Here is a 26,430-nt window from a genome sequence, read left to right on the forward strand (position 1 = left end):
CTACGGCAGCACCGCGCGGAAGCAGTAGCGGTCGAGGCTGAAGAAATAGTCGTCCCGGTCCCGGACGTCGGCGCGCCAGGCGTGGGCGTCGTCGGCGGTCAGACCCTCGCGCCCGGCCACGAAGTCGGTGATCATCTCGATCATGCCGGCGCTGTAGGTGTCGGTGTCGAACTCCGGGTTGAGCAGCGACACCATGTCGACCGTGACGCCGGTGAACCCGGCGGAGCGCAGGCGGGGTCCGAGCGTGCAGCGCAGGCGCGGGTCGGCCAGGTGCGCCTCCCACGCCCGCAGCACGCGGCGGTGCCGGTCCCGGTCGGTCACGTTCCAGACCACCGAGTCCCAGTCCGTGTCGAGCAGCAGCACCCGGCCGCCCGGGCGCAGGACCCGGGCGATCTCGGTCAGCGCCGCCGGGACGTCGGCGACGTACTCCAGGACCTGGGTGGAGACCACGGCGTCGAACGGGCCGTCGGGCAGCGAGCCCGGCCCGTCGATCCCGCGCTCGTCCACCCGGGCCCGGTCGCCACAGCGCTCCCGGGCCATCTCCACCATCGACGGGCTCGGATCGATCCCGTGCGCGACCCCGTCCGGGCCGGCCGCGGCGGCGATCGCCTCCAGCAGCTGACCCGGACCGGTACCGATGTCGAGCACGTGCTCCCCGGGACGCACGTCCAGCAGCGCGAGCGTGCGCTCCCGCTGCGTGACGACGTCGTGCGTGGCGTACGTCCGCGCCACCCGCCGGGCACTCGCCGCGTCGAACGGCAGCATGCCTGCCATCGCGCGGCTACCCGCCGGTGTACCGGGCCGACTCGATCAGCTCGGACACCGCCTCCGGTGGCACCCGGAACGACCGTCCGAACCGGACGGCCGGCAACTCACCACTGTGCACCAGGCGGTACACGGTCATCCGCGAGACCCGCATGCGTTCCGCGACCTCGGCCACGGTCAGGAACGGTGCGTCCTGCCCGGCCCGCTGCTCCGGTATTCCAGCACCCATTCTCGCGACCCCTCCCACGTACTTTGCGTGACGAGACGGTAGCCCAGATGCCGACACCCTCCGGGTGCGTTCACGTCCCCGGTCGGGTGGCATCGTCCGATGACACCTGCCCTGGGTGGTGGCGCGACGACCCAGCGTGACGACGGGCGTCGCGTAGTCTCCGATCGATGAGCCTGACGACGACGTCGGACACGCCGCAGCCGGCCGATCTGGCCCCCGCGGGGTTCGTGGACTCCGACTCCACCGAGGTGCGCGCGTTCACCGCACGGGTGACCGAGGGGGTCGACGACCCGGTCGAGCGGGCCGTCGCGCTGTTCACCGCCGTGCGCGACGAGATCTGGTACGACCCGTTCTGCCTGGTCACCGAGCCCGCCGCCTGCCGCGCGAGCGCGATCGCGGAGCAGGGCAACAACTGGTGCGTCCCGAAGGCCGTGCTGCTCACCGCGGCCGCGCGGGCCGCCGGCATCCCGGCCCGGCTCGGGTTCGCCGACGTGCGCAACCACCTCAACACCGAACGGCTGCGCGCCCGGATGGGCGGCGCCGACCTGTTCGTCTTCCACGGCTACACCGCCCTGCACCTCGACGGGCGCTGGGTGAAGGCCACCCCGGCGTTCAACGCCGAGCTCTGCGCCCGCTTCGGCGTCGACCCGATCGACTTCGACGGCCGCACCGACGCGCTGATGCACCCCTACGACGGCGCCGGGGACGAGTACATGGAGTACGTCCACGACCGCGGCCAGTACACCGACCTGCCACTCGACGAGCTGCTCACGACGTTCCGTGAGCACTACGGCGAGGCCATGTTCGCCGCCGACGACCGGGGAGCCGACACGTTCACCCGGTGAGCGTGACGCGCTCCCGCAGCCCGGCCGCGAGCCCGGCGATCGTCAGCAGGTCGACGACGCCTCCACCGACCTCGGCCAGGCGCCGCCGCCGGATACCGGCCATCCGCAGCCGCAGGTGCATCCGGGTCCCGGCGCCCTCGGCGCGCGCCACGATCGCCCAGCTCAACCGGATCCGGCCCCGGGCCGACCGGTGCACCAGCACGTGCGGCGGCTCGTGCACGACGACCTCGAACGTCGCGTCCGGCCCGCCCCAGTCCGCGATCACGTCGCCGGGACGCAGGTGCTGCAGCTCCGGGTCGATCCGGCGGATCCCGCGCCGCCGCGCCGGGACGACGGTCTCCACCCGGCGGGGGAGGTACCAGCCGGATCGGCCCTTGCCCAGCTGCACGATCCACGGCCACACCGACGCCTGCGTCGCGGGCAGGGAGAACGCCCGGTCCATGACGACCTCGGCGTCCGGGACGAGGTCGTCACCGGGGAGGGCGGCGGCGCGTTCCGCCGCGCGCGGGCGGACGCCCAGCAGGTCGGCGGAGGGGAGCATCGATCCAGTAGACCAGCCCGGGGGAACGGGGGCGAAAACTGCGAAGCGTTGCGAACTACAGTGCGGTGGTGACCCCTCACTCGGTGACCGACGACGACCCGGCAGGCGACTGGACCGCCCCGGGGGTGTTCCGGTCCGCCCCGGACGTCTACCGGATCCCGCTGCCGCTGCCGCAGGACGGTCTGCGCGCGGTGAACGTCTACGCCGTCGCCGACACCGACGGCTGGACCCTGATCGACTCCGGCTGGGCCCTGGACGAGGCGCGCGACCTGCTCGAGTCGGCGCTCAAGGCCCTGGGCTCCGGGTTCGGCGACGTCCGCCGGTTCCTCGTCACCCACGCCCACCGCGACCACTACACGATGGCCTCGGTGCTGCGCCGCGAGTACGGGACCCCGGTGCTGCTCGGCCGCGGTGAGGAGCCCAATCTCGACGTCATGCACGACGCGGCCCGCCGCCCGGGCGACGCCGACGCCCCGCGCCTGGTCCGGTCCGGCGCGCACGACCTGGCCCGCCAGGTCCGCGACACCCCGTGGCCGGTCCCGGACGTCACCCAGTGGGAGTTCCCGGACGAGTGGATCGAGGACCGGGCCGTCCTCGAGGTCGGCGAGGGGGAGGGGATCCGCCGGCTGGAGGCGATCGAGACCCCCGGCCACACCCGCGGTCACCTGGTCTTCGCCGACGACGCGTCGGACCTGATGTTCGCCGGCGACCACGTCCTGCCCCGGATCACGCCGTCGATCGGCCTGCAGCCGAACCCGGTGGCCAACCCCCTGGGCGACTTCCTGACCTCGCTGCAGCTGCTGCGCAGCCGTCCGGACGCGCGCCTGCTGCCGGCGCACGGCCCCCTCGGACGGCGGGTACACGAACGGGTGGACGAGCTGCTCGCCCACCACGTGACCCGGCTCGACGCCAGCCTGGCCGCGATCGACGCCGGGTGCGGCACCGGCTTCGAGGTGGCCGGGCGCCTGCGCTGGACCCGGCGTGAGCACCACCTCTCCGACCTGGACCTCTTCAACTCCATGCTCGCGGTCATGGAGACCAGCGCGCACCTCGACGTGCTGGTCGAGCGGGGGGTTCTCGCGGTGTCCGACGAGGACGGCGTCGCGATCTACCGGCGGGCCTAGCAGCCGGAGCGGGACACACCGGCCGCGACACGCCCGGAATGCGGGTGTCGGGCTGGCCGGGGAGCACCCGGATACGGCACAGTGGCGCCAACGTCATCCGACCCCCGAGAAGGAGAACGCCGGACCCAGCCACGCACAGATCCACACCACGCTCTGCCGCACGCACCACGCAGCACGTTCGAGGACGTAGGGGAAGACGATCCTCGTCGACGTACAGCGGAGGTAGCAGTGAGCACACGCGGGGTGGTTTTCGTCCACTCGTCGCCGACTGCGGTCTGTCCGCACGTCGAGTGGGCGATCTCAGGTGTCCTCGGGGCACGGGTGTCCTTGGAGTGGTCACCTCAGCCCGTCGTGTCCGGACAGATGCGAGCCGAGTGCTCGTGGTCCGGACCCGCCGGTAGCGGGGGTGCGATCGCGGGCGCGTTGCGCGCGTGGTCGATGCTGCGCTTCGAGGTCACCGAGGACCCGAGCCCGGGGATGGACGGCGAGCGGTTCGCCCACGTCCCCGGCCTGGGGATGTGGCGTGGACGGACCAGCGCGAACGGTGACGTCGTGCTGCCGGAGGACCAGATCCGGTCGATCATGGCCGAGTGCTCCGGGGCGCAGCTGCCGCGGCGGCTCGACCAGCTCCTGGGCACCGCCTGGGACGACGAGCTGGAGTCCTTCCGGTTCGCCGGCGACGGCGCGGCCGTCACCTGGCTGCACCAGGTGGGTTAGGCGCACCGGCGGGATCGATCACCCCGGGGGCCCGGGGCGGGCGGGCGGATAGCAGACTGTCACCGTGGCGAGCAGAGGTGGGCGTCGAGCGGTGGCACTCTGCGTGGCGCTGGTCCTCGTTCTCGCGGGTGTCGGTGCCGCAGCCTTCTACGCCTCGGGGCAGGCACTGCAGGGCCCCTCTCCGGGCGCCGCACCGCCGTCCCTTCCGGACTCCGGTGCCGGGTCCAACACCGTCCAGCTCAGCGACGACGCCGCCACGCACCCCGCGGCCACGCTCGTGCTGGAGCAGATCCAGCTCTACTTCAACGCGATCAACAACCGCGACTATCCGACGTGGACCCAGGTCGTCACCGACGAGCGCGCGGCCCAGCAGCCCCGCGAGGACTGGCTGCGCGGGATCGGCTCGACCACCGACGGCACGATCCGGGTCGACCGGATCACCGACCTGGACCAGGGGCGCGTGCTGGCGCTCGTCCGGTTCGTCAGCGTGCAGAACCCCGCCGACGGCCCGGCGGGTCTGAAGGTCGGCCGGATCTGCTGGCGGGCGTCGCTGCCGATGGCAGGCTCCCCGCCGCGCCTGGAGGTCGGCGACGCGGCCAGCACCCTCGGCGCCCCCTGCTGAAAAACGGCTGTGCGCGGATACCACTGCCGGGGCAGCGATATCCGCGCACGAGCGCGCAGCGCCTGTCAGACCTTGGTGAACAGCAGCGACGCGTTGTGCCCGCCGAAACCGAACGAGTTGTTGATCGCCGCGGTGACGTCGGTGCGACGCGGTTCCCCGGCCACGACGTCGAGCTCCACGCCCGGGTCGAGGTTCTCCAGGTTCAGCGTCGCCGGGATGACGCCCTCGGACAGCGAGAGCATCGTGACGATGCCCTCGACCGCTCCGGCCCCGCCGACCAAGTGGCCGAGCGCGGACTTGGGCGCGGTCAGCACCGGGTGGTCGCCCAGCGCCTTGCGGATCGCCACCGTCTCGCCGACGTCGCCGGCGACCGTCGACGTCGCGTGGCAGTTGACGTGCCCCACGTCGGACGGCTCGAGACCGGCCGTCTTCACGGCCGCCTTCATCGCCCGGGACTGTCCCACGCCCTCCGGGTCGGGCCCGGTGATGTGGTAGGCGTCCGACGTCAGCCCCACGCCGGCGAGCCGGCCGCGGATCGTCGCGCCGCGGGCCTTCGCGAACTCCTCGCGCTCCAGCACGACGACGCCCGCACCCTCACCGAGCACGAACCCGTCGCGCCCGGTGTCGAACGGCCGCGAGGCGCGCTCCGGGTCGTCGTTGCGCTGCGACAGTGTCCGGGCCTGCACGAAGCCGGCCACGGTGATCGGCACGATGCAGGACTCCGCGCCGCCGGCCAGGATCACGTCGACCTCGCCGGCCATCAGCAGCCGGTAGGCCCAGACCATGGCCTCGGCACCGGTCGCGCACGCCGACGCGGGGGAGTGCACCCCGCCCTGCGCGCCCCACTCGAGGCTGACCATGGCGGCCGGGCCGTTCGGCATCAGCATCGGGACGGTCAGCGGGGAGACCTTGCGCAGGCCGTGCTCCTCGAGCAGGTCGTCCTGCGCGAGCAGCGTCGGGGCCCCGCCGATCCCGGCGCCGATCACGATCGCCAGACGTTCGCCCTCGACCTGCGGGCTGCCGCCCTCGGCGTTCGGGGCGTCGCCGAGCCCGGCGTGCGCCCACGCCTCACGCGCCGCGACGATCGCCACCTGCTCGCAGCGGTCCATCCGGCGCGCCTGCACCCGGGAGATCACGTCGGTGGGCTCGACGGCGAGCTGCGCCGCGATGTGCACCGGCAGGTCGATCTTCTCGGTCCACTCGGCCTTGATCGGGCCGACGCCGGACCGGCCGGCGAGCATGCCCTCCCAGGTGGAGGCCACGTCGCCGCCGAGCGGGGTGGTCGCCCCGTACCCGGTGACGACGACTCCGTTGCTCATGATGTCTCCTCCCCGGCGCCGTGCGGAGCCGCGCTCAGCACGGACTCCGTGCTGCAGCCGGTCGGGCTCACTGGTGCTTGGAGATGAAGTCGACGGCGTCGCCGACGGTCTTGAGCTCGGCGAGCTGGTCGTCCGGGATCTTGGCGCCGAACTTGTCCTCGGCCTGCACGGCGATTTCGACCATGGACAGCGAGTCGATGTCGAGGTCGTCGACGAAGGACTTCTCGGAGGTCACCTCGGCGGTGTCGATGCCGGCGACCTCCTCCACGATCTCGGCCAGGCCGGAGAGGATCTCAGCGTTGTCAGCCACGGTGGTGCGCTCCTAGCGTTGTCGGGTACTGCGATGGGTCGTACAGATGGTGCGGCGTCGCTACGGGCAGACGACGACCTGTCCCGCGTAGGACAGACCCGCGCCGAAGCCTACGAGCAACATCGTGTCGCCGGAACGTACCCGTCCGGCGGCACGCATGTGATCCAGCGCAACCGGGATGGACGCCGACGAGGTGTTGCCGGTCGTCACGATGTCGTCGGCGACGACCAGGTCCTCCCGGGCCCCCTTGGCCCGCAGGCGCTTGGCGATCGCCTCGACGATGCGCAGGTTCGCCTGGTGCGGGATCAGGACGTCGATGTCGGCGGGCTCGAGACCGGCGCGGGCGATGGCGTCCAGGGCGACCGGGGCGATCTCGCCGGTCGCCCAGCGGAAGACCGTCTGGCCCTCCTGGTGCAGCTTGTTGGTGGACTCGCCGAGGATCCGGATGGTGGTGGCGTGGTCCCCGGCGCTGCCCCAGGCGACCGGCCCGATGCCGACCTCGTCCTCGGCCGCGGCGCCGACGACGGCCGCGCCGGCGGCGTCGGCGAAGATGATGCAGGTCGAGCGGTCGTCCCAGTCGATCCAGTCGGACAGCTTCTCCGCGCCGATCACCAGCACGTGCCGGGCGGTGCCGGAGCGGATCATGTCGTTGGCGACGCCGAGGCCGTAGCAGAACCCGGCGCACGCGGTGTTCACGTCGAACGCGGCCACGCCGCCCGCGCCGAGGCGGTCCGCGACCTGCGCCGCGGCGTTGGGGATCGGGTTGGGCATCGTGCAGGTCGCGACGATGACGGCGTCCACATCGGAGGGATCGAGACCGGCGTCGGTCAGCGCGGCCCTGCCCGCGGCCACGGCCATGTCCGGCAGCGACGTGTCGGCGTCGGCGACGCGGCGCTCGGCGATCCCGACGCGGGAGCGGATCCACGCGTCGTCGGTGTCCACCCGCTTCGCCAGATCCTCGTTGGTCACGACCCGCTCGGGCCGGAAGCTCCCGGTGCCCAGCAGGCGGGCTCCGGGCGCGGTCGGGGGCAGCTGCAGTCCGGCGCTCACCGGTCGCCGCCCCGGTGCTCGGCGACCAGCTCGGCGGCTTTCTCCAGCTGCTCGGGCGTCTTGACGGCCAGCGTCGGGGTGCCCTTGAGCTCACGCTTGACCAGGCCGACGAGCGTCGCGCCGGGCGGGAGCTCGAGAGCGGCCGACAGGCCGTCGCGTCCGAGCGTGGCCATGCAGGAGTCCCAGCGGACGGGGCGGGTCACCTGCGCCACCAGGCGCTCCAGGGCCTGCGCGCCGCTGGTGACGGGCTCGCCGTCGGCGTTCGAGAGCAGCGTGCGGGTCGGGTCGGTGACGGTGACCGATGTCGCGTGGGCGGCCATCGCCTCGCCCGCGGAGGCCATGTAGCGGGTGTGGAACGCCCCGGCGACCGGCAGCTGCTTGACCCGCGCGCCCTCGGGCGGGGTCGCGACGAGCTCCTCGATGGCCGGGGTGGCACCGGCGGCGACGATCTGCCCGGCGCCGTTGCGGTTGGCCGGGTCCAGGCCCAGCTCGGACAGCCGCGCCAGGACGGTCTCCTCGGCGCCCCCGAGCACGGCGGCCATCGACGTCGGCTCGGCGGCGCAGGCGGCGGCCATCTCGCGGCCGCGGACACCGGCCAGGGCGACGGCGTCGTCGTCGGTCAGGACGCCGGCGATCGCGCAGGCGGTGAGCTCGCCGATCGAGTGCCCGGCCACGACGACGTCGTCGGGGAGGTCGACCTGGGCCAGCAGGCGGCGCGCGGCCAGCAGCCCGAGCGCGACGATCAGCGGCTGGGTGACCGCGGTGTCGGTGATCTCCTCGGCCTCGGCGGTGGTGCCCAGCCGGACGAGGTCCAGCCCGACGGCGTCGGACCAGCCGGCGACGGTCTTCTCGGCGTCCGGGTCGGTGAGCCAGGGGGAGAGCATGCCGGGGGTCTGCGCCCCCTGGCCGGGTGCGAGCAGGGCGATCACCGGGACATCACACACCCCTCGGGCATCGTGGCGGCATACCGGCGTCCACGAACTCCCGGCCCGGAAGTTGGAGGAAACCTCCAAGTGGAGCACTGTGATGGAGCTGACATCACCGGACCACCTGACCGCATCTTTGTAGGGTTCATCAAATCCTCGCCGCCTCGGGATCGGGACGCGACCTCTCCGTGACCGGGGATCCGGGCGTGTCGCGACCGGCGCCGGGAACTCTGGCAGGCGGGTCCTCGCCCGCCGCGACCGGCACGGTGTCCATCGTGCGCTCGACGACGAGGGCGGTCCGCAGCACGAACGCCTGCCGCGGGTCCGACGGCACCCGTCCGGTGACCTCGGCGACCCGTTTGAGGCGGTACCGGACCGTGTTCGGGTGCACGAACAGCGTCCGTGCGCACGCCTCCAGCGCGCCGCCGCCCTCGAGGTACACCGACAGCGTGTGCAGCAGCTCGCCCCCGGCCGCCCGCAGCGGGCCGACGACGTCGGTCGCGAGCCGCGCCCGGGCCGCGGCGTCGCCGCAGAGGGCGCGTTCGGGCAGCAGGTCGTCGCTGTGGACGGGGCGTGGGGCGTCGGGCCATCCGGGGGCGGCCCGCAGCCCGGCGAGGGCCTCGGCGACGGCGGTCCCGGTGCGGGCCAGGTCCGGGCTCGACGGGCCGGTGACGACCGGGCCCGGCCCGAACTCGCCGGCGATCCGTTCCAGCACCATGGCCGGGTCGGTGCCGCCCCGGTCGGTGCCCCGGTCCGGGCCGGACTCGTGCAGCAGGACGACCAGGCGTCGACCCTGCACGCCGACCAGGATCTCGTGCCCGAGACGGGCGGCGTGCCGACGCAGGTCGGCGAGGAGCTCGGGGGACTCGGCCGGGCTCGACGGGGCCGGACCGGCGAGCGGCGGGCTGCCGACCAGGCAGCGGACCGGGGCCTCGGGATCCCAGCCCAGGGCCGAGGCGCGCGAGACGAGCGCGCCGTCGGTGTCGCCGCGCACCACGCCGTCGACCACGAGGGCCTCGAGGCGGGCGTCCCACGCCCCGCGGGACTCCGCGGCCCCGGCGTAGACGGTGGCCGCGGCGAACGCTATCTCCCGCCCGAAGCGCAGCACGGACTCGGTGAGCACGCGCCGCTCCCGGTCGTCGGCGGCCAGCGGCGGCAGGTGCTGCTCGAACACGTCGGCCGCGATCCGTACCAGCTCGACGGTCTGGCGCAGGCTGATCCGACGCGTCAGGTCGCGCGGGGCGATCCGGAAGGCCTCGGCGGTGAGCCGGATGGTCGCGCCGGGCTCGGCGAGCCACGCCACGAAGTTGCTCACCCCGGTCTGCGTGACCAGGGCGACGGCGGCGCGCTGGTCCGCGGTCAGACGCGCGAACCAGGGCTGACGTTGCTCCATCGCGGCCATGCACGTCGCGGCGAGTCCGCCCGCCGCCAGTTCGAGGCGGCGCAGCGTCGTTGCCGCGACCGGCAGTTCGGTGGCCACGTGCGGCAGCATGTCACGCCGCGAGGCTCCGGGGGAGTGGGGACGAACCCCGGGACCCCCGGCGAGGCGCGGTTGCGGCGCAAGGCCTCCCCGCGCGGTGAACGGGACGAACTAGACGAGCGGTTCGACCTTGCTGGCCTGCGGACCCTTCTGGCCCTGCTCGACGTCGAAGGTCACGCGCTGGCCTTCGTCGAGGGTCTTGTAGCCGTTGACCTGGATCGCCGAGTAGTGCACGAACACGTCCGCGCCACCACCGTCGGGAGCGAGGAAGCCGTAGCCCTTCTCGCTGTTGAACCACTTGACGGTGCCCTCTGCCATTCTTGCTCTCCTCGTGCCCTGCAATCCGCGGCACCTCGCCGCGGGCTTCGCACCGGCCCGGCGCAACGGTCCGCGCCCTGGTCGGGAGGCCGCTCACGTGATCACGTGCCCCGGTCTCGAAAGGAGCCTAGCGTGATCTGCGTCGCTCGATAAGAGTGTTCGACGTGCGGATTCGGTGATCCCGGGATAAAGAACGCGGCCCGCCGGACGTGCCGGCGGGCCGCGATGGTAGAGCTCGAACGGTCAGCGCAGACGGTTCGTTCCGCCTGCGCTCCTCTCAGGCGACGCCCGAGTCGCTCGTCTGCGGACCGGCGGCCCGCGGGTCGTCGATCTTGTAACCGGCGGCCGCCTCGGCGGCGAGCTTGGCCGGGACCGTGCCCTGCTTGCCCAGTGCCGCCAGTGCCGCGACCGTGATCGACTCGGCGTCGACGGCGAAGTGGCGCCGGACCGCGGGGCGGGTGTCGGACAGGCCGAACCCGTCGGTGCCCAGCGAGCTGAACGACGACGGCACCCACTGCCGGATCTGGTCGGGCACCGCGCGCATCCAGTCCGACACCGCGACCACGGGGGCCTCGGAGCCGGCCAGCGCCTGGCTGACGTAGGGCACGACCGGGTCGTCACCGGGGTGGAGCAGGTTCTGGTGCTCGGCCTCGACGCCGTCGCGGCGCAGCTCGCCCCACGACGTCACCGACCAGACCTCGGCCCCGACGTCCCACTCGTCGGCCAGCATCTTCTGCGCGGTCAGCGCCCACGGCACCGAGACGCCGGAGGCGAGCAGTCGCACCTGCGGGCCGTCGGTCTTCGGGGACTCGGCGTAGCGGTAGATGCCGCGCAGGATGCCCTCGGTGTCGACGCCCTCGGGCTCGGCGGGCTGGACGTAGGGCTCGTTGTAGACCGTCAGGTAGTACATGACGTTCTCCGGCTCGTCGCCCACCATGCGGCGCAGGCCGTCCTTGACGATGTGCGCGATCTCGAAGGAGAACGCCGGGTCGTAGGCCATGACCGCGGTGTTCGTGCTGGCCAGCAGCAGCGAGTGGCCGTCGTTGTGCTGCAGGCCCTCACCGGTCAGCGTGGTCCGCCCCGCGGTGGCGCCGACGAGGAACCCGCGGGCCATCTGGTCGGCGGCGGCCCAGATCGAGTCGCCGGTGCGCTGGAACCCGAACATCGAGTAGAAGACGTAGACCGGGATCATCGGCTCGTCGTGCGTGGCGTAGGACGTCCCGGCGGCCGTGAAGGACCCGACCGAGCCGGCCTCGTTGATCCCCTCGTGCAGGATCTGGCCCTGCTCGGACTCCTTGTAGGCCAGCATCAGCTCCGCGTCGACGGAGGTGTACTGCTGCCCGTGCGGGTTGTAGATCTTCTGCGTCGGGAACATGGAGTCCATCCCGAACGTGCGCGCCTCGTCCGGGATGATCGGCACGAACCGGCCGCCGATCTCCTTGTCCTTGATCAGCTCCCGGAGCAGCCGGACGAACGCCATCGTGGTGGCGACCTCCTGCTTGCCCGAGCCCTTCTTGATGAAGTCGTAGACCTTGTCCCCGGGCAGCACCAGCGACTTGGACTTGGTGCGGCGCGCGGGCAGCGGGCCGCCCAGGGCGCGACGGCGCTCCTTGAGGTACTGGATCTCCGAGGAGTCCTCACCGGGGTGGTAGTACGGCGGCAGGTACGGGTCCTTCTCCAGCGCCGCGTCGGTGATCGGGATGCGCTGCTCGTCGCGGAACTGCTTGAGGTCGTCGAGCGAGAGCTTCTTCATCTGGTGCGTGGCGTTGCGGCCGGCGAAGTGCGAGCCCAGGCCGTAGCCCTTGATCGTCTTGGCCAGGATGACGGTCGGCTGGCCGTGGTGCGCCGTCGCCGCCGCGTAGGCCGCGTGCACCTTGCGGTAGTCGTGCCCGCCGCGCTTGAGGTTCCAGATCTCGGCGTCCGACATCGGGTCGACCATGGCCTTGGTCCGCGGGTCGCGGCCGAAGAAGTGGTCGCGCACGTAGGCGCCGTCGTTGGCCTTGTAGGTCTGGAAGTCGCCGTCCGGCGTGGTGTTCATCAGGTTGATCAGGGCGCCGTCGCGGTCGGCGTGCAGGAGCGTGTCCCACTCCCGGCCCCACACGACCTTGATCACGTTCCAGCCCGCGCCGCGGAAGAACGACTCCAGCTCCTGGACGATCTTGCCGTTGCCGCGCACCGGCCCGTCGAGGCGCTGGAGGTTGCAGTTGACGACGAACGTCAGGTTGTCCAGGCCCTCGGTGGCCGCGACGTGGATCATGCCGCGCGACTCCGGCTCGTCCATCTCGCCGTCGCCGAGGAACGCCCACACACGCTGGTCGGCGGTGTTGGAGATGCCGCGGTCGCCCAGGTATCGATTGAACCGCGCCTGCATGATCGCGTTCATCGGGCCGAGGCCCATCGAGACGGTGGGGAACTCCCAGAAGTCCGGCATCAGGCGCGGGTGCGGGTACGACGGCAGACCGGCGCCCTTGCCGCCGTGCGAGAGCTCCTGGCGGAAGCCGTCGAGACGGTCCTCACTCAGGCGGCCCTCGAGGTAGGCGCGGGCGTAGACGCCGGGGGAGGCGTGGCCCTGGATGTAGATCTGGTCGCCGCCGCCGGGGTGGTCCTTGCCGCGGAAGAAGTGGTTGAAGCCGACCTCGTAGAGCGTCGCCGAGGACGCGTACGACGAGATGTGCCCGCCGACGCCGATGCCCGGCCGCTGCGCGCGGTGCACGGTCATCGCCGCGTTCCAGCGGATCCAACGGCGGTAGGCGCGCTCGGCCTCCTCGTCGCCGGGGAACCACGGCTCGCGGTCGGTGGGGATCGTGTTGACGTAGTCGGTGCTGGTCAGCGACGGGACGCCGACGTGCCGCTCGCGTGCGCGCTGGAGCATGGTGAGCATCAGGTACCGGGCCCGCTGCTGACCGGCGTTGTCGAGGACCGCGTCGAACGACTCGAGCCACTCGCTCGTCTCGTCCGGGTCGATGTCCGGCAGATGTGCGGCGAGTCCGTCGCGGATGATGTTCACGCGGCGTGGCTCGTCGCCGGCCTGGCTGCTCTGCGCGGTCAAGGGTTCTCCCTGCCTAACTCGTGGTGGCCGGGTCTGCCGGCCGTGCTGGGTCTGCTGCCCCGGCCGCCGCCCGACCGGCCACGGTGGTGGCGGTCGGTGACTCCGGGGTCCCGGCCCCATCGTGCCTGTTCCGGAGCGCGCTCGAAACTCAAGCGCGGAGAGCGGCAGGTGGGTTGCGTCTCGGTCTGCGGACCTTATGTACTACCCGTGCGTAACTGAAGTGTTCCGCCGGGCGGGCGCGTGAGCTGCCCCGGACATGACCTTCCGGATATGGTGGCCCCGAGTGTCGGGCAGGGTGTTGCGCGCGGTCCGCCCTCCGTGTTCGGATTCCGCATCCGATCCGGCCGGGCCGCGCGAGCGCTGTCTGCCGGACGGCGAATCGATGGTTGTGTGAGAGGGGAACGAGTGGTGGCCGCGGAAGATGCCGGATCATCGTCCGACATCGCGGGCAAGCTCGGCGTAGAGCCGGGCATGGTCGTCCAGGAACTGGGTTATGACTCCGACGTCGACGACGAGGTTCGCGCCGCCGTCGAGGAGCGGAGCGGCGAGGAGCTCCTCGACGAGGACGCGCAGGAGGTCATCGACGTCGTCCTGCTGTGGTTCCGCGAAGGGGACGGCGACCTCGTCGACACCCTGGTCGACGCGCGCACACCGCTCGCCGACAACGGCGTCGTCTGGGTGCTGACCCCCAAGACCGGTCGTGACGGGCACCTCGAGCCGTCCGAGATCGCCGAGGCGGCACCGACGGCGGGCCTGTCCCAGACGTCGAACGCCAGCGTCGGGGACGACTGGGCCGGCGCCCGTCTCGTCGCACCGAAGGCGGGCAAGGGCCAGAAGCGCTGAGGTCCGTGTTCTACCCTGCGGGGTGAGATCGCGGCCCGGACACCCGGGCCGCGCGCCGACCCGTGAGGAGACCGCCGACGTGGCACCCGAGGTGGGGACCCAGGCCCCCGACTTCACGCTCGTGGACCAGAACAAGCAGCCGGTGGGGCTGTCGTCGTTCCGCGGCAAGAAGGCCGTACTGGTGGTGTTCTACCCGTTCGCCTTCTCCGGCGTCTGCACCGGCGAGTTGAACGAGATCCGCGACGACCTCGCGACGTTCCAGAACGACGACGTCCAGGTCCTGCCGGTCTCGGTGGACCACCCGTTCACCCTCAAGGCCTGGGCCGAGGCGCGGGGCTACGAGTTCCCGCTGCTGTCGGACTTCTGGCCGCACGGTGCCGTCGCCGAGTCCTACGGCGTGTTCAACGCCGACGCCGGGTTCGCCCTGCGCGGGACGTTCCTCATCGGTACGGACGGCGTCGTGTCGTTCGCCGAGGTGAACGGACCGGGGGAGGCCCGGGACCAGGACGGCTGGCGCAAGGCCCTGGCGGCCCTGTAGAAACCCTCCGACGACGCCGGTCGGGTCAGCATGATCCGGTCGGCGACGGGCGCGTAGCTCAGCGGGAGAGCACTCGGTTTACACCCGAGCGGTCGCAGGTTCGAACCCTGCCGCGCCCACACTCCTGACCAGGGGCTCTAGCCTCTGCAAGATCACTTGTCAGCCCGCGTGACACGTTTCGTGACACGAAGGGCTCGTATCCTCAGCCCATGACACGGGCGAAGGCCGGTCGCCGGAGGCAGCGCGGGACGATCGACAGGCTGCCGAGCGGTGCCCTGCGCGTCCGCGTGTACGGCGGGCAGGACCCGGTGTCGGGGAAGCGGAACACCCTCGTCGAGGTGATCGAGCCCGGCCCGCGCCAGGAAGCCCGCGCCGAGGCCGCGCGGACGCGACTCCTCAACGCCGTTGACGAGCAGCGCAGTCCGCGCACGAGCGCGACGCTGGACCAGTTGCTCGACCGGTACCTGGAGACTCTCGACGTCGGAGCGACCACGCACCGGGCGTACACCCGGTACCTGGAGCTGCACGTCCGTCCGTTCCTCGGCCGGACGAAGGCCGGCGCCGTCGGCGCCGAGGCGCTTGACTCGCTGTACGCCGAGCTGCGCCGCTGCCGCGATCACCGTGACCGGTCCGGCCGCGGGGTCGACCATCGGACGATCGCCGGGCAGCCGTTGACGGGGGCGCGGAACCTGACCAACGTCATCCATGCCCGGCTGCGCGACCGGCAGCGGTTCGAGCCGCAGGTCGGCACGTGGGCCGACCGGGTCCCGGCACTCGATGACCCGCATATGGGCCGCTACCTTGACCGGCTCGCCGAGCACCTGGACCAGCGCACCGCTGACCTGGGCGCGGCGACCGCGGCCGAGCCGCCGCGATGGGCCGTCGACCTCCTCGGACAGGTCCCCGACCGGGACGACGCCGAGGCCTGCGCCGAGTGGGAACGCAAGGTCGGTGCCGTCGCCGCCTGCCGCGCGTTGACCGGCCGCGAGGACGCCGACGACGCCGACACCGGCCCCGCTGAGGCCCTCGACGTCCTCGGTGCCGCACCGAAGCCGGGGATGGTCGAGCACCACGCCGTCTACTGCGCGGGATGGGAGGCGTTGGGTCGGCCTCGCGCGGACCGGGAAGAGCTCGGGCTGTCCGACGGCGCGCTGCGGATGCGAGTGCGCGCCTACGAGCGCCAGCAAGCATGGGCACCCCGCTACGTCGCCACCGAAACCGCCGGAACCCGCCAGGCTGCCGAACACCACCGTAGCGCCGCCGTCTTGCACCGCGCCGAAGCCGACGCAGCCACGGACCCGGCCCGCGCCGCCGAGCTGCACCAGGCCGCAGACGGCGCCGCCGCGCTCGCCGCCGAGCTGGACCGGCGCACCGGCGAACTGGAGGAGGTCGAAGCCACCCGCGGCCGCTGGCTCCTGCGCACCGCGGTCGACCGGGACAAGCACGACCGCGCGGTGATCGCGCTCGCGCACCGCAACAGCGACCGCGACGCCCCCGACGAGCGAGTTACCGCCGACGAGTGGCTCACCGCCCGCGACGAGGCCATGCGCGCCGAGGACGAGCACCGCCCGATCACCGAACACGACCTCGACGACCACACCACCGACGAGCACGAGGCCCTCGACGACAGCCCGGTCCTGGAGGCCGCGGTCCCCGACCTGCCCGAAACCGCCGCAGCCGAGCCCCGAGAACGGCACGAGGACGACGTGCGGGTGCCGACCACCGGCGAGTCCGAGGATGCGGTCACCCGCGCCCGCCGGGCCCTGGACGAGATCCAGGCCCAGGAGGTCTACGAGGCCGGCCTCGACACCCCCGAGGCCCGCGACGCCGACGCCCGCGAGGACCCGTACGCCGACCAGTCCGGGGACGGCGAGGACGACTACGACGACCGCTGGGGCTGACCCTAAACGGTCACGCACCGGCCACGCCATGTGGAAGCCGTCGTCCTCCATGTCGAGATACGCCTCGGCGATCTCCACAGCCGACCACGCCCGCAGTGACCGCCACAGCGCCAGAGCCGCGGCCACCGGCGCCGGCAGCCGGCCGCCCGGGATCCGCTGCGCCGGGCCCCACGACGCCTCCACGACCGGACAGCCGTCCGCGCGGGTACCGGTCTGCACCAGCTCGGCCGGGTTCAACCGCACGACGTGCTCACCGACCCGCGGCGCATCGACCACGACGAGCCCCGTCGGTTGCAGCTCGCCGGGGCTCTGCAACGCGATCTGTAGGTCCGCCTGCTCCCAGACCAGCCCCAGCCGCGATGCGCTCACGAACGACGCGACGAGGCCGAGGGTCTCGACGGCCGTGTGCGCGTCACCGCCCGGGTAGAACGTCCGCGCGCGGACGTAGCCCGCGTACGACTGAGAACCGAGGTCGTTGCAGAACATGTGCGTGGTCGGGGGCGGGACGAATCCGCCCTCGGCCAGCATCGCGTCCGTCGTCGCGACGGCGATGTTCTCCAGCTCGTCCACCAGCTGCTGCTCGGTCAGCTCCGTGTCAGCAGAGTGTGCGACAGGCCCCCGACAGTCTCGCCGGTCGAGCCCGCCGAGGAGGCAGCGATCTACATCGACACGATGAGCTCCTCGGCGCTCCGCTGCAGACCACCGGACGGACCGGACCGTTATGGCTGCTCTCAGTGGTGAGACGAGCTGGGCCGTTAGGCAGAGCAATCGCTCGATCAAGCGGCTTACCTAATTCTGCTGATGCGCTACGGCGTTCGTAATGACCGGTACGCCTCCGCGCGATGCACGGATTGAGCAGCGACGAGGGAGTGAGCGTGGGGGGACTGCAGTCCGGCGGAGGAACGAGCGCTGTTGCGGCGTCGGCGCATGCGGGGTGCGAGCGGTTCAGATTCACCGATCCGTTCATCACGGGCAAGACCCGTCGAGCCACCGCGGAGCACCTAGGCTTCCCCGACAACAGCGCGGCCATCCCGGAAGCGAGGTGGATGAGGGCGGTGACGTTCGAGTCGCTTGTTCACGGCGACCGCTTCGTGTCCGAAATCTTAACCCGCACCGTCGGCAGGCTCGGTCTGGCACGCCCTGAGACCGTTGGTCGTCGCGACTGCGGCGGCACGGTCGTGGGCACACATGCCGCGCTCATCTCGGCGCACCTGGCTGCGGCGAACCGGCAGGCGACGATGCTGACGAGGCTTGCCGTGCCGTTCGTCCACCTCGAGGACGAGCCAGGCGCCACGCCGGTGCAACCGGACTTCGCGATTGTTTGTCCCCGCAGTCCAGGCTCCTGGCTCATCATGGGTGATGCCAAGGACTACGAACGCATCCGCTCGCGCATCGACGACAAGCGGATGCTGAAGGGCTTCCTGCAAGTGGCCCTCGGGGCCGAGTCCGCCAATTGGTGGTCGAAGCTCCCCGACGGCATGAAGGTTCACCGCTACGGCTCGCTCGCCGTGCCGCGCAATGCGTTCCTGCAGCCTGAGGCCGTCGTCGAGAACCTCGATGACCACCGCGCCGAGGTTCGTGCCCGGGCCGACGAGCGCCTCGCCGCCCGAGCCAAGCTCGGGGACGGCCGTCCCACGGACGACGAGCTCGCGGAATTCGTCGCGCATCGGACGGCGGCCTACGACCCACACGGCTGTGTCACCTGCAGCCTGTTCGTCTATTGCCGTGCCGAGCTGCGCGCGAGTTCTGATCCGATCGCCCTGCTAACAGAGATCGGTATCGAACGGCACTACAGGTCCGCCGTCGCGCCGATCGTCGACGGTGGTGAGGCCGGCCAGGCGCCGAAGGTGATCACCGACCAGGTCCGCGCCACGGTGACCGGTCTGCCGCAGTGGACTTCGCGGCGCCGCACGGACGCGTGCGGGCTGCCTGGAACCGTCAACGTTGTGCTCGCCAAGTCCGACTCGGCAGCTCTCGGCGTTCACGGCGTAGCAGTGCAACGAGTGGGCGGTCCGTGGGTCCGACAGGTCTTTGCCGAACCCCAGTCGCCGCTCACCAGGCGCGCCTTGATGCGCCTCGTCGGCGACGCCATCCGCGGCGCCGGCAGCGCGACGGTCCAGCTGGTCGTGCCAGATCGCCCCACCGCCGACCTGTTGGCGACTGCCGCGGACTCGCTTGCCGGGGTGGAGCTAAGCCGACTGCGATGGGAGCGCGATCTCGAGCTCGGACGTCCCGCGCTCACCTTCGACGGTGAGCCCGCCTCTGTCCCGGAGCCGCTCCACCCCGACGAGCGCCTGGCGGTCAGCTTCCTGCTGGAGGAGGATAGGGCGCGGGCGATGTCCCTCCGCACGCCGATCGTCGACCTCCGGCAGGTACTCGCCGCTCACGTGACCGCCGGCGGCCCGGCGATGGACTCCGGTCGACTCGACTACCTCGTCACCTGGGCCGAGGCGCAGAATCCTGTTGAACACCGCGAGATCGTTGACCAGATCGCAGGCCGGGACGAGACCCCGGGGGCGAGGCTGTCGAACGCGATGTCTGACGCACTCCACCGTGCCCGTCGCGACGACCCGACGGGTTACGAGCGGCTTGTCAACGCTGCGCTTGGCTACCGGATCGACGTCGTCGAGAGGGCTATCGCGGCGCTTGAGCGAGTGGCGTCGTCGCGGTTGCGCGACGTGCACCGCGCGCTCGAGACCGACGCGCAGGAGGTGTGGGGACGGAGACGCGCGCTCGAAGCATCCGATCTCGTCCGGTTCTCGCGGACCTACGAGCATTGGCGCAACGCTCAGGTGGAGCTGCTGGACGCGGACCGCAAATGCGCTGACCAGCTCGCCTGCCTGAGCGACTACGGAGTCGCGCACGACAGGGCGGTCGATGCCGGCGTGCGCGAGGTGGCTCGGGCCATCGTCATGGAGGTCCAACCTCTCCGGCTGACGGTTCAGTCTCGCCGCCTCGTGGCCGGATCCCGCGTCGTCGCCCTGCACATCAACGGACAGAGCCTGGTCGAGCAGGCGAGCACGACGCTCAAGATCCAGAAGGGATCCTTCAAGTTCGGTCAGATGGCGGTCGGGCTCCTTGAGGAGACGGCGGAGGCCGGGGTACTCGAGTGGAACTCACGCGTGTCTCCGTCGGTGGCCGTCGGCGACGAGATCGTCATCGCCGACGTCGCCTGGTTCGGCAAGACCTTCAGCTCTGGTCACGAGATCGAGGTAAAGCGACCGGCGCAGGACAAGAAGGCCGCGCCAAAGGACGGCTGCGGACCGGACTCCTTCGCCGCCGACCCGGGAGAACACCGTTGGTGCTGCCGCCCGCATGCTGTTGCCGAGGCGGAGTGGTCGGATCTGCTCGCCATCCGGCGGTCGCGAGGCGAGCTGAACCCCGACACGTGGCCGCCGCTCGTTGACGAGGAACGCTTCGATGTCGGCGGTGTTCCCGCCCCGTCTGTTCCAGCCACCGCCGCGCCCGACGGGCTCACTCTCGATAACCTGGACTGATAGATGACCATCAGCTTCACGCCTGCCGCTGAGGCCTCGCTCGTGGGCTCGCACCACCGCGACGCTGCTCAGGGTAACCGGGACGCGACGACGCGAGCTCTCGCCGTTCTGCAGACGGTTCTCGACGGCTCCGCAACCTACGAGCGAATTTTGCTGCGTGCCGCCGCGGGCGCTGGCAAGTCGCACGCGCTTGTGCGAATGGTGACAACGGCATTGAAGCACGCTGCGTGCCACCGTGTCGCCGTGACAGCGTTCGCCAACAAGCAGGTGTACCCGCTGGCCGAGGACCTCGGTAAGGAGCTCGGCGCCGCTCAGGTGTGCCTGTTCGTCAAGGCCGATCGCGTACCGAACATCGCCGCTCACGTGCGCGACGCCGTCACGATCGCGACGTCCATTGCCGAGATTCCCTCGACCGCCACCGTGATCCTCGGCGTCTCGCACAAGCTCGGGGCTCCCGCGTACCACCGCCAGTGGGACAGACTGGGCAGGGCGGCCAACGGCTCGAGGCCGTTCGACGTCCTGTTCGTCGACGAGGCTTGGCAGCTTCCACTACACAGGTATGTCACCGTCCGGAACCTCGCGCCGCTCTCTGTCGGAGTGGGGGACGTGGGCCAGCTCCCCCCGATCGATCCCGCAGAGAACCCGTGGCGGGGCGACCCCGGCTACAACCCGTACCGCGCGTGGCCGACCGCCTACGAGGACGACAAGCACACATACGTCGAGGAGCTACCGGCGGTGTGGCGCCCGACGGCGGCACAACTGTCACTCTGGCGTGCCTTCTACAGCGACTGGGACGCCCTCGACTGCGTCGCTGCTCCTGGCGACCGGGCGGTGGATCTGCCCGACATGTCCGGCTTAGCCTGCACCGTGTGGGAGTCGGTCGCGACGGGCAGACCGACGCTCGTCGAGTTCGATGGCCTCGCCGATGCCGAGGCACCCGACATCGACCAGCCCCTCCTCGACGAGGTCGCCAGCCTTCTCGAGCCGCTACTGACCGGCGGTTTCGCCATCTCCTCGCGCGACTACGACAGCAACGGCGACCCGACCGGGCAGAAGCTCGTCGACTCGGCAGAGCCCGGCGACGACCCGCTCATCGTCATCCTCGCCACCCGCAACCAGGCGGTCGACGACGCCGCGGCGATCGTCGACGCCCTCACCGAGCGTCTCGGTCTTCCCGAGGGCGTGCTACACGCGTCCACGGTCGACTCCTGGCAGGGCCAGACGAACGCGATCACAATCGCGATCCACCCCCTCTCCGGCGCCCAGAGGCTCGACGACTTCAACTCCGCCTTCGGCCGCCTCGCCGTCACCTGCACGCGAGCCACTCATGGCCTGCTGATGGTCGCGCGCAGGGGGTTGAGCCAGCTCCTCGACGACGCCGCAGCGCAGCCGGGTACCCCGCTGGGTGAGCCGGGGACTCGTTCCCTGCCGAGACAAACGCACCAGCGGATTCTGAAGACGTTCAATCGAGCCACGTACCAGCTCGCTCCTGAGGGTGGATAGCGGGCGCTTGTGAGCCCTCAGCGTCCGTGCTGGGGGCCAGGGTCGTACTCGACGGCGAACTGTGAGCGGTAGTAGTCGATCGGCGCCATCGTGTTTGACAGTACCGCGCCTCTCACAATTTCATTCTTCAAATCGATGACGCGCATCCTTCCGCCGTCCTCGGCCAGTGCCTCGATTCGATGGAATCTGTCTCCGAATTCTGAAGCGAAGTTGGCGAGCGCCTGCAACTTTGTCGACGCGTCCCCGAGGTGGTGACCGTGAGGGTCGATGATTGAGGCGGTGATCTTTCCATCAACTTCGTTGAAGAAGACGAAATCGGGATGCATTGACCGCCAGTTCCCTGACGGGTCCCGATAGGCGATCCCCAGTGAATCGAACGCAGCTCGGGAAGGATTTCGATACCACCCGCGAGAGTCAGTGCGGCGCAACTCGGTGAACACTACCTTGCGCTCCCACTCGTTCAGTGCGGTGAGCGGGAAGTCGCCTTTCTCATCCGACATGAGGTGAAGCGGTGCAAGCGGCGCTCGCGCAAATTGGCCGTCCGCCAATTCGACGGTGAAGCCCTCGATTCGGGTTCGCGGCGGTCTGAGCGCCCCGATCTGGGGCTCAGTGGCAAGCGCCCGAATGTCCTCGTACTCTTGCTGTCGCACGTCCGGAAGTCCCTTTATGGCGACACGGTGCTCGGCGAACCACGAGGTGGTCAGCTCCAAAGCATCGGCGTCGACCTTCTCGCGGACCTCCTTCACGGTTGCTAGGGCAGCCGCCCTGACGTAGGCCTCGCGCAGGCCGTCGTCGTCGGCGTCTGGATCGTCGGGCCCTGCCACGTGGCTGACGTAGGACTGTGCGATGTCGGCGCCGAAGGCCTTCTTCGCAGCTTCGAAGCCGGTGCGGATCGCTCGATCGTCAGCGCGCTCGACGAACTCGGTGTAGGAGAGCCCGGACTTGCCGTAGCGGCCCGAAATCTCCTTCACGTGCACGTCCCAGATCTCTTGGACCGCGGCCTCAAGCTGCTTCGCGTACTTGATCGCGAACGCATCGAGACTTGCATGAACCTCGCCCTCGGCGATTCTGAGAGCACCCGGCCGAAGCCCGTCGGCGGAGAGCGCCTGCGCCAGGGCGACCAACCGCTTTACGGGCTTCGCGCCGCGCTGGGGCAGAGTCTGCGTCGGCAACTGCTCCCACAAATCCCATACCGCCTGCGGCACGTTCGGGTTCCGCGTCAACTCCTTGCCGTCGATAACGGCCTTCTTCTGGTCGCCGGGCATCGATGCGAGATCGCCCGTCAGGTAACGCACGACCTTCACCGCCGTCGTCCGGTCGAAGAAGGGCAGGATGCAGTCGACGGCGTTGAGCCGCTCGTCGCCGGGCACCCGACGGGCGAGGGGGCTGCGGACCATGCGGCCCAGCAACTGCGTGATGTGCGTGTTGTCCTTGGCAGGCCTGAACGACACGAGCACCTCGGCCCGCGGGCAATCCCACCCCGTCGAGATCGCGTCTTTTGCGACGAGAATCCGTACGTGGTCGTCCTCTTGGACGCGCTGCGGCTCAATCCACTCGACAGCCCAAGCCCCGAACTTCTGTGTCGAGTGGTCACCGAGCACGTGACGCACCGCGTCGGCTGTCAGCTCGGGGTACTCGGCGAAGATCGTGTCCAGCGCCAAACCGACGTCGTCCGGGGCCGGCGTGTTCGGAGTCTGCAGGACGAGCAGTGGTTTGACGGTCTCGTGGAGGCCCTGCGACTCGACGTAGGTCGCCCAGCGTTCGGTGGACTCCCTGAGCTTTCGCGCCGCCCGGCGGACGAGGACGGAGTCGAAGTTACCCGCCTCGTCGGGGATGTCCAAGACCAGGGTGTCCTTCACCAGTCCGGACTCCTGGACCCGTGACGGATCCACGAGCACTGGTTTAAGGGACTGCCGATTCTTCGTTGCCTCCGCCTGCTTCATCGCCTCATCGAAGTGCTCGATAGTCGCCGAGATTCCCCAGACCACCGGAACGGCCGGACGGAGTTTCGTGCCGTTAACGAGCTTTCTCACAATGGTGGGCTTGTCAGAATTCGTCTTGTTGTTGAACCCTCGGTGCGCCTCGTCGAGGACCAGGTAGAGGGTGAGGTCGGGGTCGTCGATGGTGTTGGCCAATGTCTGCCAGATCGTCCAGCCCTGAAGGTCCGGTGTGGCGATCTCCTTCAGACCGGCAATCTGAGGCTGTGCAGCATCGTCGGTTGGTTCGGCGTGACCTCGTGTGAGCTTCGAAGACTTGGTGAGCTTCTGGGTGTTGAGAAAGTACACCTTGCCGGGGTCCAGCCGAGGCTTGGCGAACGGTGGCTCGATTCGCACCAGGTTGGCGTGGGTGAACTTCTCAGACGCATCCAACAAGCGGTTGCGCGTCTGCTCGTTTAGGGCTGGGTCGTCGGAGAACCAGATGACGACCGCGCCAGGGTCGGGCGAGAAATCGTACGCCTCATTGCCCCAGAAGAGCGCCTCGATCGCAGCAGCCGCCATCACGGTCTTGCCAGCGCCTGTAGTGGCGGTCAGCGAAAAGGACGAGGGGACTGTAGGTTCGGATTTCTGGTAGAGGGTTCGGGCGGACATAAGATTACGAAGGACGTCAGCGACAGCATCCGCTTGGTAGTCCTTAAGGGTAAATTTCAAAGGGAACCCCTCCCGGACTCAATCTCAAAATTGCGCAAATACGCTTCGTACAATCGCACCGGTTCGATGTGGTCTGGCAGCTCTTGGGAAACGGACTCGAACAGTCGGTCCTCGTCGGTCACGATGTAGGCTACCGCGACCTTGTTAGTGGCAGCCACGGCCTTCAAGAAAGTTTCGGTATGGTCGAGATCGGCAAGCACGCCGTAAGTTTCGGCGACGTCCCAACCCATCGAGATGGCCTCGATGCGGCGGCCCTGCGAGCCAGCGCGGATCCAGAGGAGCGGAGCGATCTTGCGAAACTCGCGGTTACTCGCGACGCGTAACGGCGCCTCGTAGGTGAGGGTGAAGAATTCGACGTTCTCCTCAAAGCCTTCCGTCAGGGGAAACTCGTCGGTGAACTTGTAATCGCCCTTGATTGGTTCACCTTCCGGCGTGAGTCCTGAAACAGAGGCGGCGATGCGAGGCTTGGTGATGTAGTCGCAGATACCCCAACTCTCCCAATCAGAATCGCCTGGTCGAAACCCTTTCTTGCGTAGATCGCGCTGCTCTTCCGATCCGACTTCGTTATTCGTTATTGCTATCGAACGTCGCCGTCCGCCGTCCTGCCTATTCAGTCGCATGACTGCATGAGTGGTAGTACCAGAACCGGAGAAGAAGTCAATCACTGTTGCATCCGGTTTATCTCCGATAAAGAATCGGAGGCAGTCTTCGACGGCGTACAAGCTCTTTGGAAACGGGAACCTCCTATTCGGGACAATTCTAGATAGCAGCTTGGTCCCATGTGACTGAGCGTTATGGCTGGGTCGCTCCCAAGTGGAGGTTGGCATCGAGACTTTACCTGCGTCGCTTACTGCGATGACCGATCCGTCAGGGCGCCTTCCAGTAATGCTTGCCCTGCCCTCAGCGATATCCTTTACTTTCCCTGATGTGAGGTAATAGACGCTATACTTTCCTCGGGTGGCGTTCACGCGGACATAGCCCTTGTCGATGAGGCCTTGCAGGGTTCCTGGCGTAACGCCCCAAGTCATTTCCGTTCCGTCTGGACGGATTGGAAAGACGGCTTCGCATCCCTCGACGCTTGGAACGTCAAGGCGCGATTCATCGAGGGTAAGTGACTTCCCGAGACACTTGATCCGACCCGACGTGCGCTCAACATAGATGGGATAGAACTGATCCAATCGTGGAACCGGCCCATGGCGTCGAGATGAATCCTCACGGCGTTGCAGGAGGTTCCAGAGGAGCTCGACTTCTCCATCCATGGAGCGCTCGGGAGTGATCTTAGCGTCGCCAAAAGATACAAAATAGATGTATTCGTTGTTGCGTGTGAATTCAGTAGCGCGGATCACGCCGGTCGCATTAATGACGGATGTAACCATCTGGACGCGTGCACCTGGGAACGTCTGCTCTAAGAGCAATCCAAGCCTCAGGTACTCCTTTTCGTCGATTGTGATGATAAGAACAGAATTGTCCGGGTTGAGTATCTCTTTCGCAAGAAGTAGGCGCCGCTCCATGAATGCCAGCCATTTCGAGTGTCGATAGAGATCGTCTCCCTCGACATAGCTGTTGTTGTACTTCCAGTCCTTCGCGCCTGTGTTATACGGCGGGTCGATGTAGATGCAGTCGACTTTTCCGCGGTGCGTGAAGAGCAACGTTTGGAGGGCATGGTAGTTTTCGGCGTTTATGACGGCATGAAACGGCTTGTCACCTCCGCGTTCAATCTTGCCGGTAGAAACTAGGCCCGGGTAGATAGAGTCGCGAAACTCAGCTACTACGACAAGGTCTTGGACTGGACTGCGGGAGACCTTCTTCCCGTCCACCGACTCGAGCAGCGCGATCGCCGTGCCCTCGATTCGCTCGATTGAGGTGACAAGCCAGACTCGCTCGTCGGCGCTTTTCGCCAACTCGCCCCGCGGCGGAAGCTGTCGCACTTTGTCGCCCTTGCGGACCCGACGACCGGGAAGCTCGACGGCCTCAGGGACATGCCGCTCGAAGTTGAGGCCGAACGCTCGGCGCTCGGCGAGGGCCTGCACCTCGCGCTCAATATCCTTGGCCAGCGGCTCATTCTCGGTGCGGAGCTGTCGGAGCAGATCGTTCAGGCGCGACACGACAGAATCCTCCCACGTGAGCAGATCTGGGTGGGCTGAGGCCGACCCTCTCGTGTCGTCCGAGCTGTTGCCGGCCAGCTTCTGTCGGTGGTCGCTGACA

General features: G+C 69.4%; 21 protein-coding genes and 1 tRNA gene. 10 read left to right on the forward strand and 12 right to left on the reverse strand.

Annotation, left to right across the window (positions count from 1 at the left end; genetic code table 11):
- Both EV383_RS08640 and EV383_RS08645 read right to left on the reverse strand, forming a co-directional pair.
- Nucleotides 1-774 (reverse strand): methyltransferase domain-containing protein, encoded by a 774-nt coding sequence (locus EV383_RS08640; RefSeq protein WP_130289431.1) that lies wholly within the window; start codon nt 772-774, stop codon nt 1-3.
- A gap of 7 nt (nt 775-781) precedes the next feature.
- On the reverse strand, nt 782-994 hold the full coding sequence (locus tag EV383_RS08645) for a helix-turn-helix domain-containing protein (RefSeq protein WP_130289432.1): 213 nt from the start codon (nt 992-994) through the stop codon (nt 782-784).
- Between the two features lie 167 nt (nt 995-1,161).
- Between EV383_RS08645 and EV383_RS08650 the strand changes: the two genes are divergently transcribed.
- A complete protein-coding gene (locus EV383_RS08650; RefSeq protein WP_130289433.1) occupies nt 1,162-1,839 on the forward strand; it encodes a transglutaminase-like domain-containing protein in 678 nt (225 codons plus the stop codon).
- On the opposite strand, the gene EV383_RS08655 is transcribed toward EV383_RS08650, so the two are convergent.
- Nucleotides 1,829-2,380 carry a hypothetical protein gene (locus tag EV383_RS08655; RefSeq protein ID WP_130289434.1) on the reverse strand — a complete coding sequence of 184 codons (552 nt, stop codon included), beginning with the start codon at nt 2,378-2,380 and terminating at the stop codon, nt 1,829-1,831. The two genes, EV383_RS08650 and EV383_RS08655, sit on opposite strands and share 11 nt — an antisense overlap.
- Before the next feature lie 68 nt (nt 2,381-2,448).
- Between EV383_RS08655 and EV383_RS08660 the strand changes: the two genes are divergently transcribed.
- From EV383_RS08660 to EV383_RS08670, 3 genes are all read left to right on the forward strand, one after another.
- Nucleotides 2,449-3,504, forward strand: a complete 1,056-nt coding sequence (locus tag EV383_RS08660; RefSeq protein WP_130289435.1) for an MBL fold metallo-hydrolase — start codon at nt 2,449-2,451, stop codon at nt 3,502-3,504.
- 228 nt (nt 3,505-3,732) lie between these two features.
- On the forward strand, nt 3,733-4,221 hold the full coding sequence (locus EV383_RS08665) for a DUF3145 domain-containing protein (protein WP_165438281.1): 489 nt from the start codon (nt 3,733-3,735) through the stop codon (nt 4,219-4,221).
- 91 nt (nt 4,222-4,312) lie between these two features.
- Nucleotides 4,313-4,843 carry a hypothetical protein gene (locus EV383_RS08670; protein ID WP_130289436.1) on the forward strand — a complete coding sequence of 177 codons (531 nt, stop codon included), beginning with the start codon at nt 4,313-4,315 and terminating at the stop codon, nt 4,841-4,843.
- Nucleotides 4,844-4,908: 65 nt separating this feature from the next.
- Here EV383_RS08670 and EV383_RS08675 read toward each other — a convergent pair whose 3' ends face one another.
- The 7 genes from EV383_RS08675 to aceE form a co-directional block, all read right to left on the reverse strand.
- Nucleotides 4,909-6,162, reverse strand: coding sequence for a beta-ketoacyl-[acyl-carrier-protein] synthase family protein (locus tag EV383_RS08675; protein WP_130289437.1), 1,254 nt, complete (start codon nt 6,160-6,162; stop codon nt 4,909-4,911).
- A gap of 67 nt (nt 6,163-6,229) precedes the next feature.
- Nucleotides 6,230-6,472, reverse strand: coding sequence for an acyl carrier protein (locus tag EV383_RS08680; RefSeq protein ID WP_130289438.1), 243 nt, complete (start codon nt 6,470-6,472; stop codon nt 6,230-6,232).
- Nucleotides 6,473-6,532: 60 nt separating this feature from the next.
- On the reverse strand, nt 6,533-7,522 hold the full coding sequence (locus EV383_RS08685; RefSeq protein WP_130289439.1) for a beta-ketoacyl-ACP synthase III: 990 nt from the start codon (nt 7,520-7,522) through the stop codon (nt 6,533-6,535).
- Nucleotides 7,519-8,451: an ACP S-malonyltransferase gene (locus EV383_RS08690; RefSeq protein WP_130289440.1), complete on the reverse strand. Its 933-nt coding sequence runs from the start codon at nt 8,449-8,451 to the stop codon at nt 7,519-7,521. Before EV383_RS08690 ends, EV383_RS08685 begins: the two co-directional genes overlap by 4 nt.
- A gap of 145 nt (nt 8,452-8,596) precedes the next feature.
- Nucleotides 8,597-9,928 carry a helix-turn-helix domain-containing protein gene (locus EV383_RS08695; RefSeq protein WP_242622973.1) on the reverse strand — a complete coding sequence of 444 codons (1,332 nt, stop codon included), beginning with the start codon at nt 9,926-9,928 and terminating at the stop codon, nt 8,597-8,599.
- A gap of 111 nt (nt 9,929-10,039) precedes the next feature.
- Entirely contained in the window at nt 10,040-10,246 is a 207-nt protein-coding gene (locus EV383_RS08700) for a cold-shock protein (RefSeq protein ID WP_130289442.1), read from the reverse strand.
- 277 nt (nt 10,247-10,523) lie between these two features.
- Nucleotides 10,524-13,295 (reverse strand): pyruvate dehydrogenase (acetyl-transferring), homodimeric type, encoded by a 2,772-nt coding sequence (aceE, locus tag EV383_RS08705; protein WP_242622974.1) that lies wholly within the window; start codon nt 13,293-13,295, stop codon nt 10,524-10,526.
- 405 nt (nt 13,296-13,700) lie between these two features.
- On the opposite strand from aceE, the gene EV383_RS08710 reads away from it, so the two are divergent.
- The 6 genes from EV383_RS08710 to EV383_RS08740 all read left to right on the forward strand — a co-directional run bounded on the left by EV383_RS08710 (nt 13,701) and on the right by EV383_RS08740 (nt 21,577).
- Nucleotides 13,701-14,138, forward strand: a complete 438-nt coding sequence (locus tag EV383_RS08710) for a DUF3052 domain-containing protein (protein WP_130289444.1) — start codon at nt 13,701-13,703, stop codon at nt 14,136-14,138.
- 79 nt (nt 14,139-14,217) lie between these two features.
- On the forward strand, nt 14,218-14,676 hold the full coding sequence (locus tag EV383_RS08715) for a peroxiredoxin (RefSeq protein ID WP_130289445.1): 459 nt from the start codon (nt 14,218-14,220) through the stop codon (nt 14,674-14,676).
- A gap of 47 nt (nt 14,677-14,723) precedes the next feature.
- Nucleotides 14,724-14,795: transfer RNA gene (locus EV383_RS08720), tRNA-Val, on the forward strand.
- A gap of 90 nt (nt 14,796-14,885) precedes the next feature.
- Nucleotides 14,886-16,577 carry a hypothetical protein gene (locus EV383_RS08730; protein ID WP_165438282.1) on the forward strand — a complete coding sequence of 564 codons (1,692 nt, stop codon included), beginning with the start codon at nt 14,886-14,888 and terminating at the stop codon, nt 16,575-16,577.
- Between the two features lie 875 nt (nt 16,578-17,452).
- Entirely contained in the window at nt 17,453-20,074 is a 2,622-nt protein-coding gene (locus EV383_RS08735; protein ID WP_207223468.1) for a hypothetical protein, read from the forward strand.
- A 3-nt stretch (nt 20,075-20,077) separates the two neighbouring features.
- Nucleotides 20,078-21,577 (forward strand): AAA family ATPase, encoded by a 1,500-nt coding sequence (locus tag EV383_RS08740; protein WP_130289448.1) that lies wholly within the window; start codon nt 20,078-20,080, stop codon nt 21,575-21,577.
- 17 nt (nt 21,578-21,594) lie between these two features.
- Here the strand turns inward: EV383_RS08740 and EV383_RS08745 are convergent, their stop codons facing one another.
- Together EV383_RS08745 and EV383_RS08750 are read right to left on the reverse strand one after the other, a co-directional pair.
- Nucleotides 21,595-24,225: a DEAD/DEAH box helicase gene (locus EV383_RS08745; protein ID WP_130289449.1), complete on the reverse strand. Its 2,631-nt coding sequence runs from the start codon at nt 24,223-24,225 to the stop codon at nt 21,595-21,597.
- On the reverse strand, nt 24,222-26,330 hold the full coding sequence (locus EV383_RS08750) for a site-specific DNA-methyltransferase (RefSeq protein ID WP_130289450.1): 2,109 nt from the start codon (nt 26,328-26,330) through the stop codon (nt 24,222-24,224). Before EV383_RS08750 ends, EV383_RS08745 begins: the two co-directional genes overlap by 4 nt.
- Nucleotides 26,331-26,430 lie beyond the last annotated feature (100 nt).

It is taken from the genome of Pseudonocardia sediminis (assembly GCF_004217185.1).
In the GTDB taxonomy this organism is placed as follows: domain Bacteria; phylum Actinomycetota; class Actinomycetes; order Mycobacteriales; family Pseudonocardiaceae; genus Pseudonocardia; species Pseudonocardia sediminis.

Bases quoted from the DNA above. Each gene is read 5' to 3' on its own strand.
- EV383_RS08740 (WP_130289448.1), top strand. From the start codon at position 20,078: ATGACCATCAGCTTCACGCCTGCCGCTGAGGCCTCGCTCGTGGGCTCG.
- EV383_RS08640 (WP_130289431.1), bottom strand. From the start codon at position 774: ATGGCAGGCATGCTGCCGTTCGACGCGGCGAGTGCCCGGCGGGTGGCG.
- EV383_RS08655 (WP_130289434.1), bottom strand. From the start codon at position 2,380: ATGCTCCCCTCCGCCGACCTGCTGGGCGTCCGCCCGCGCGCGGCGGAA.
- EV383_RS08675 (WP_130289437.1), bottom strand. From the start codon at position 6,162: ATGAGCAACGGAGTCGTCGTCACCGGGTACGGGGCGACCACCCCGCTC.
- EV383_RS08700 (WP_130289442.1), bottom strand. From the start codon at position 10,246: ATGGCAGAGGGCACCGTCAAGTGGTTCAACAGCGAGAAGGGCTACGGC.
- EV383_RS08730 (WP_165438282.1), top strand. From the start codon at position 14,886: ATGACACGGGCGAAGGCCGGTCGCCGGAGGCAGCGCGGGACGATCGAC.
- EV383_RS08650 (WP_130289433.1), top strand. From the start codon at position 1,162: ATGAGCCTGACGACGACGTCGGACACGCCGCAGCCGGCCGATCTGGCC.
- EV383_RS08645 (WP_130289432.1), bottom strand. From the start codon at position 994: ATGGGTGCTGGAATACCGGAGCAGCGGGCCGGGCAGGACGCACCGTTC.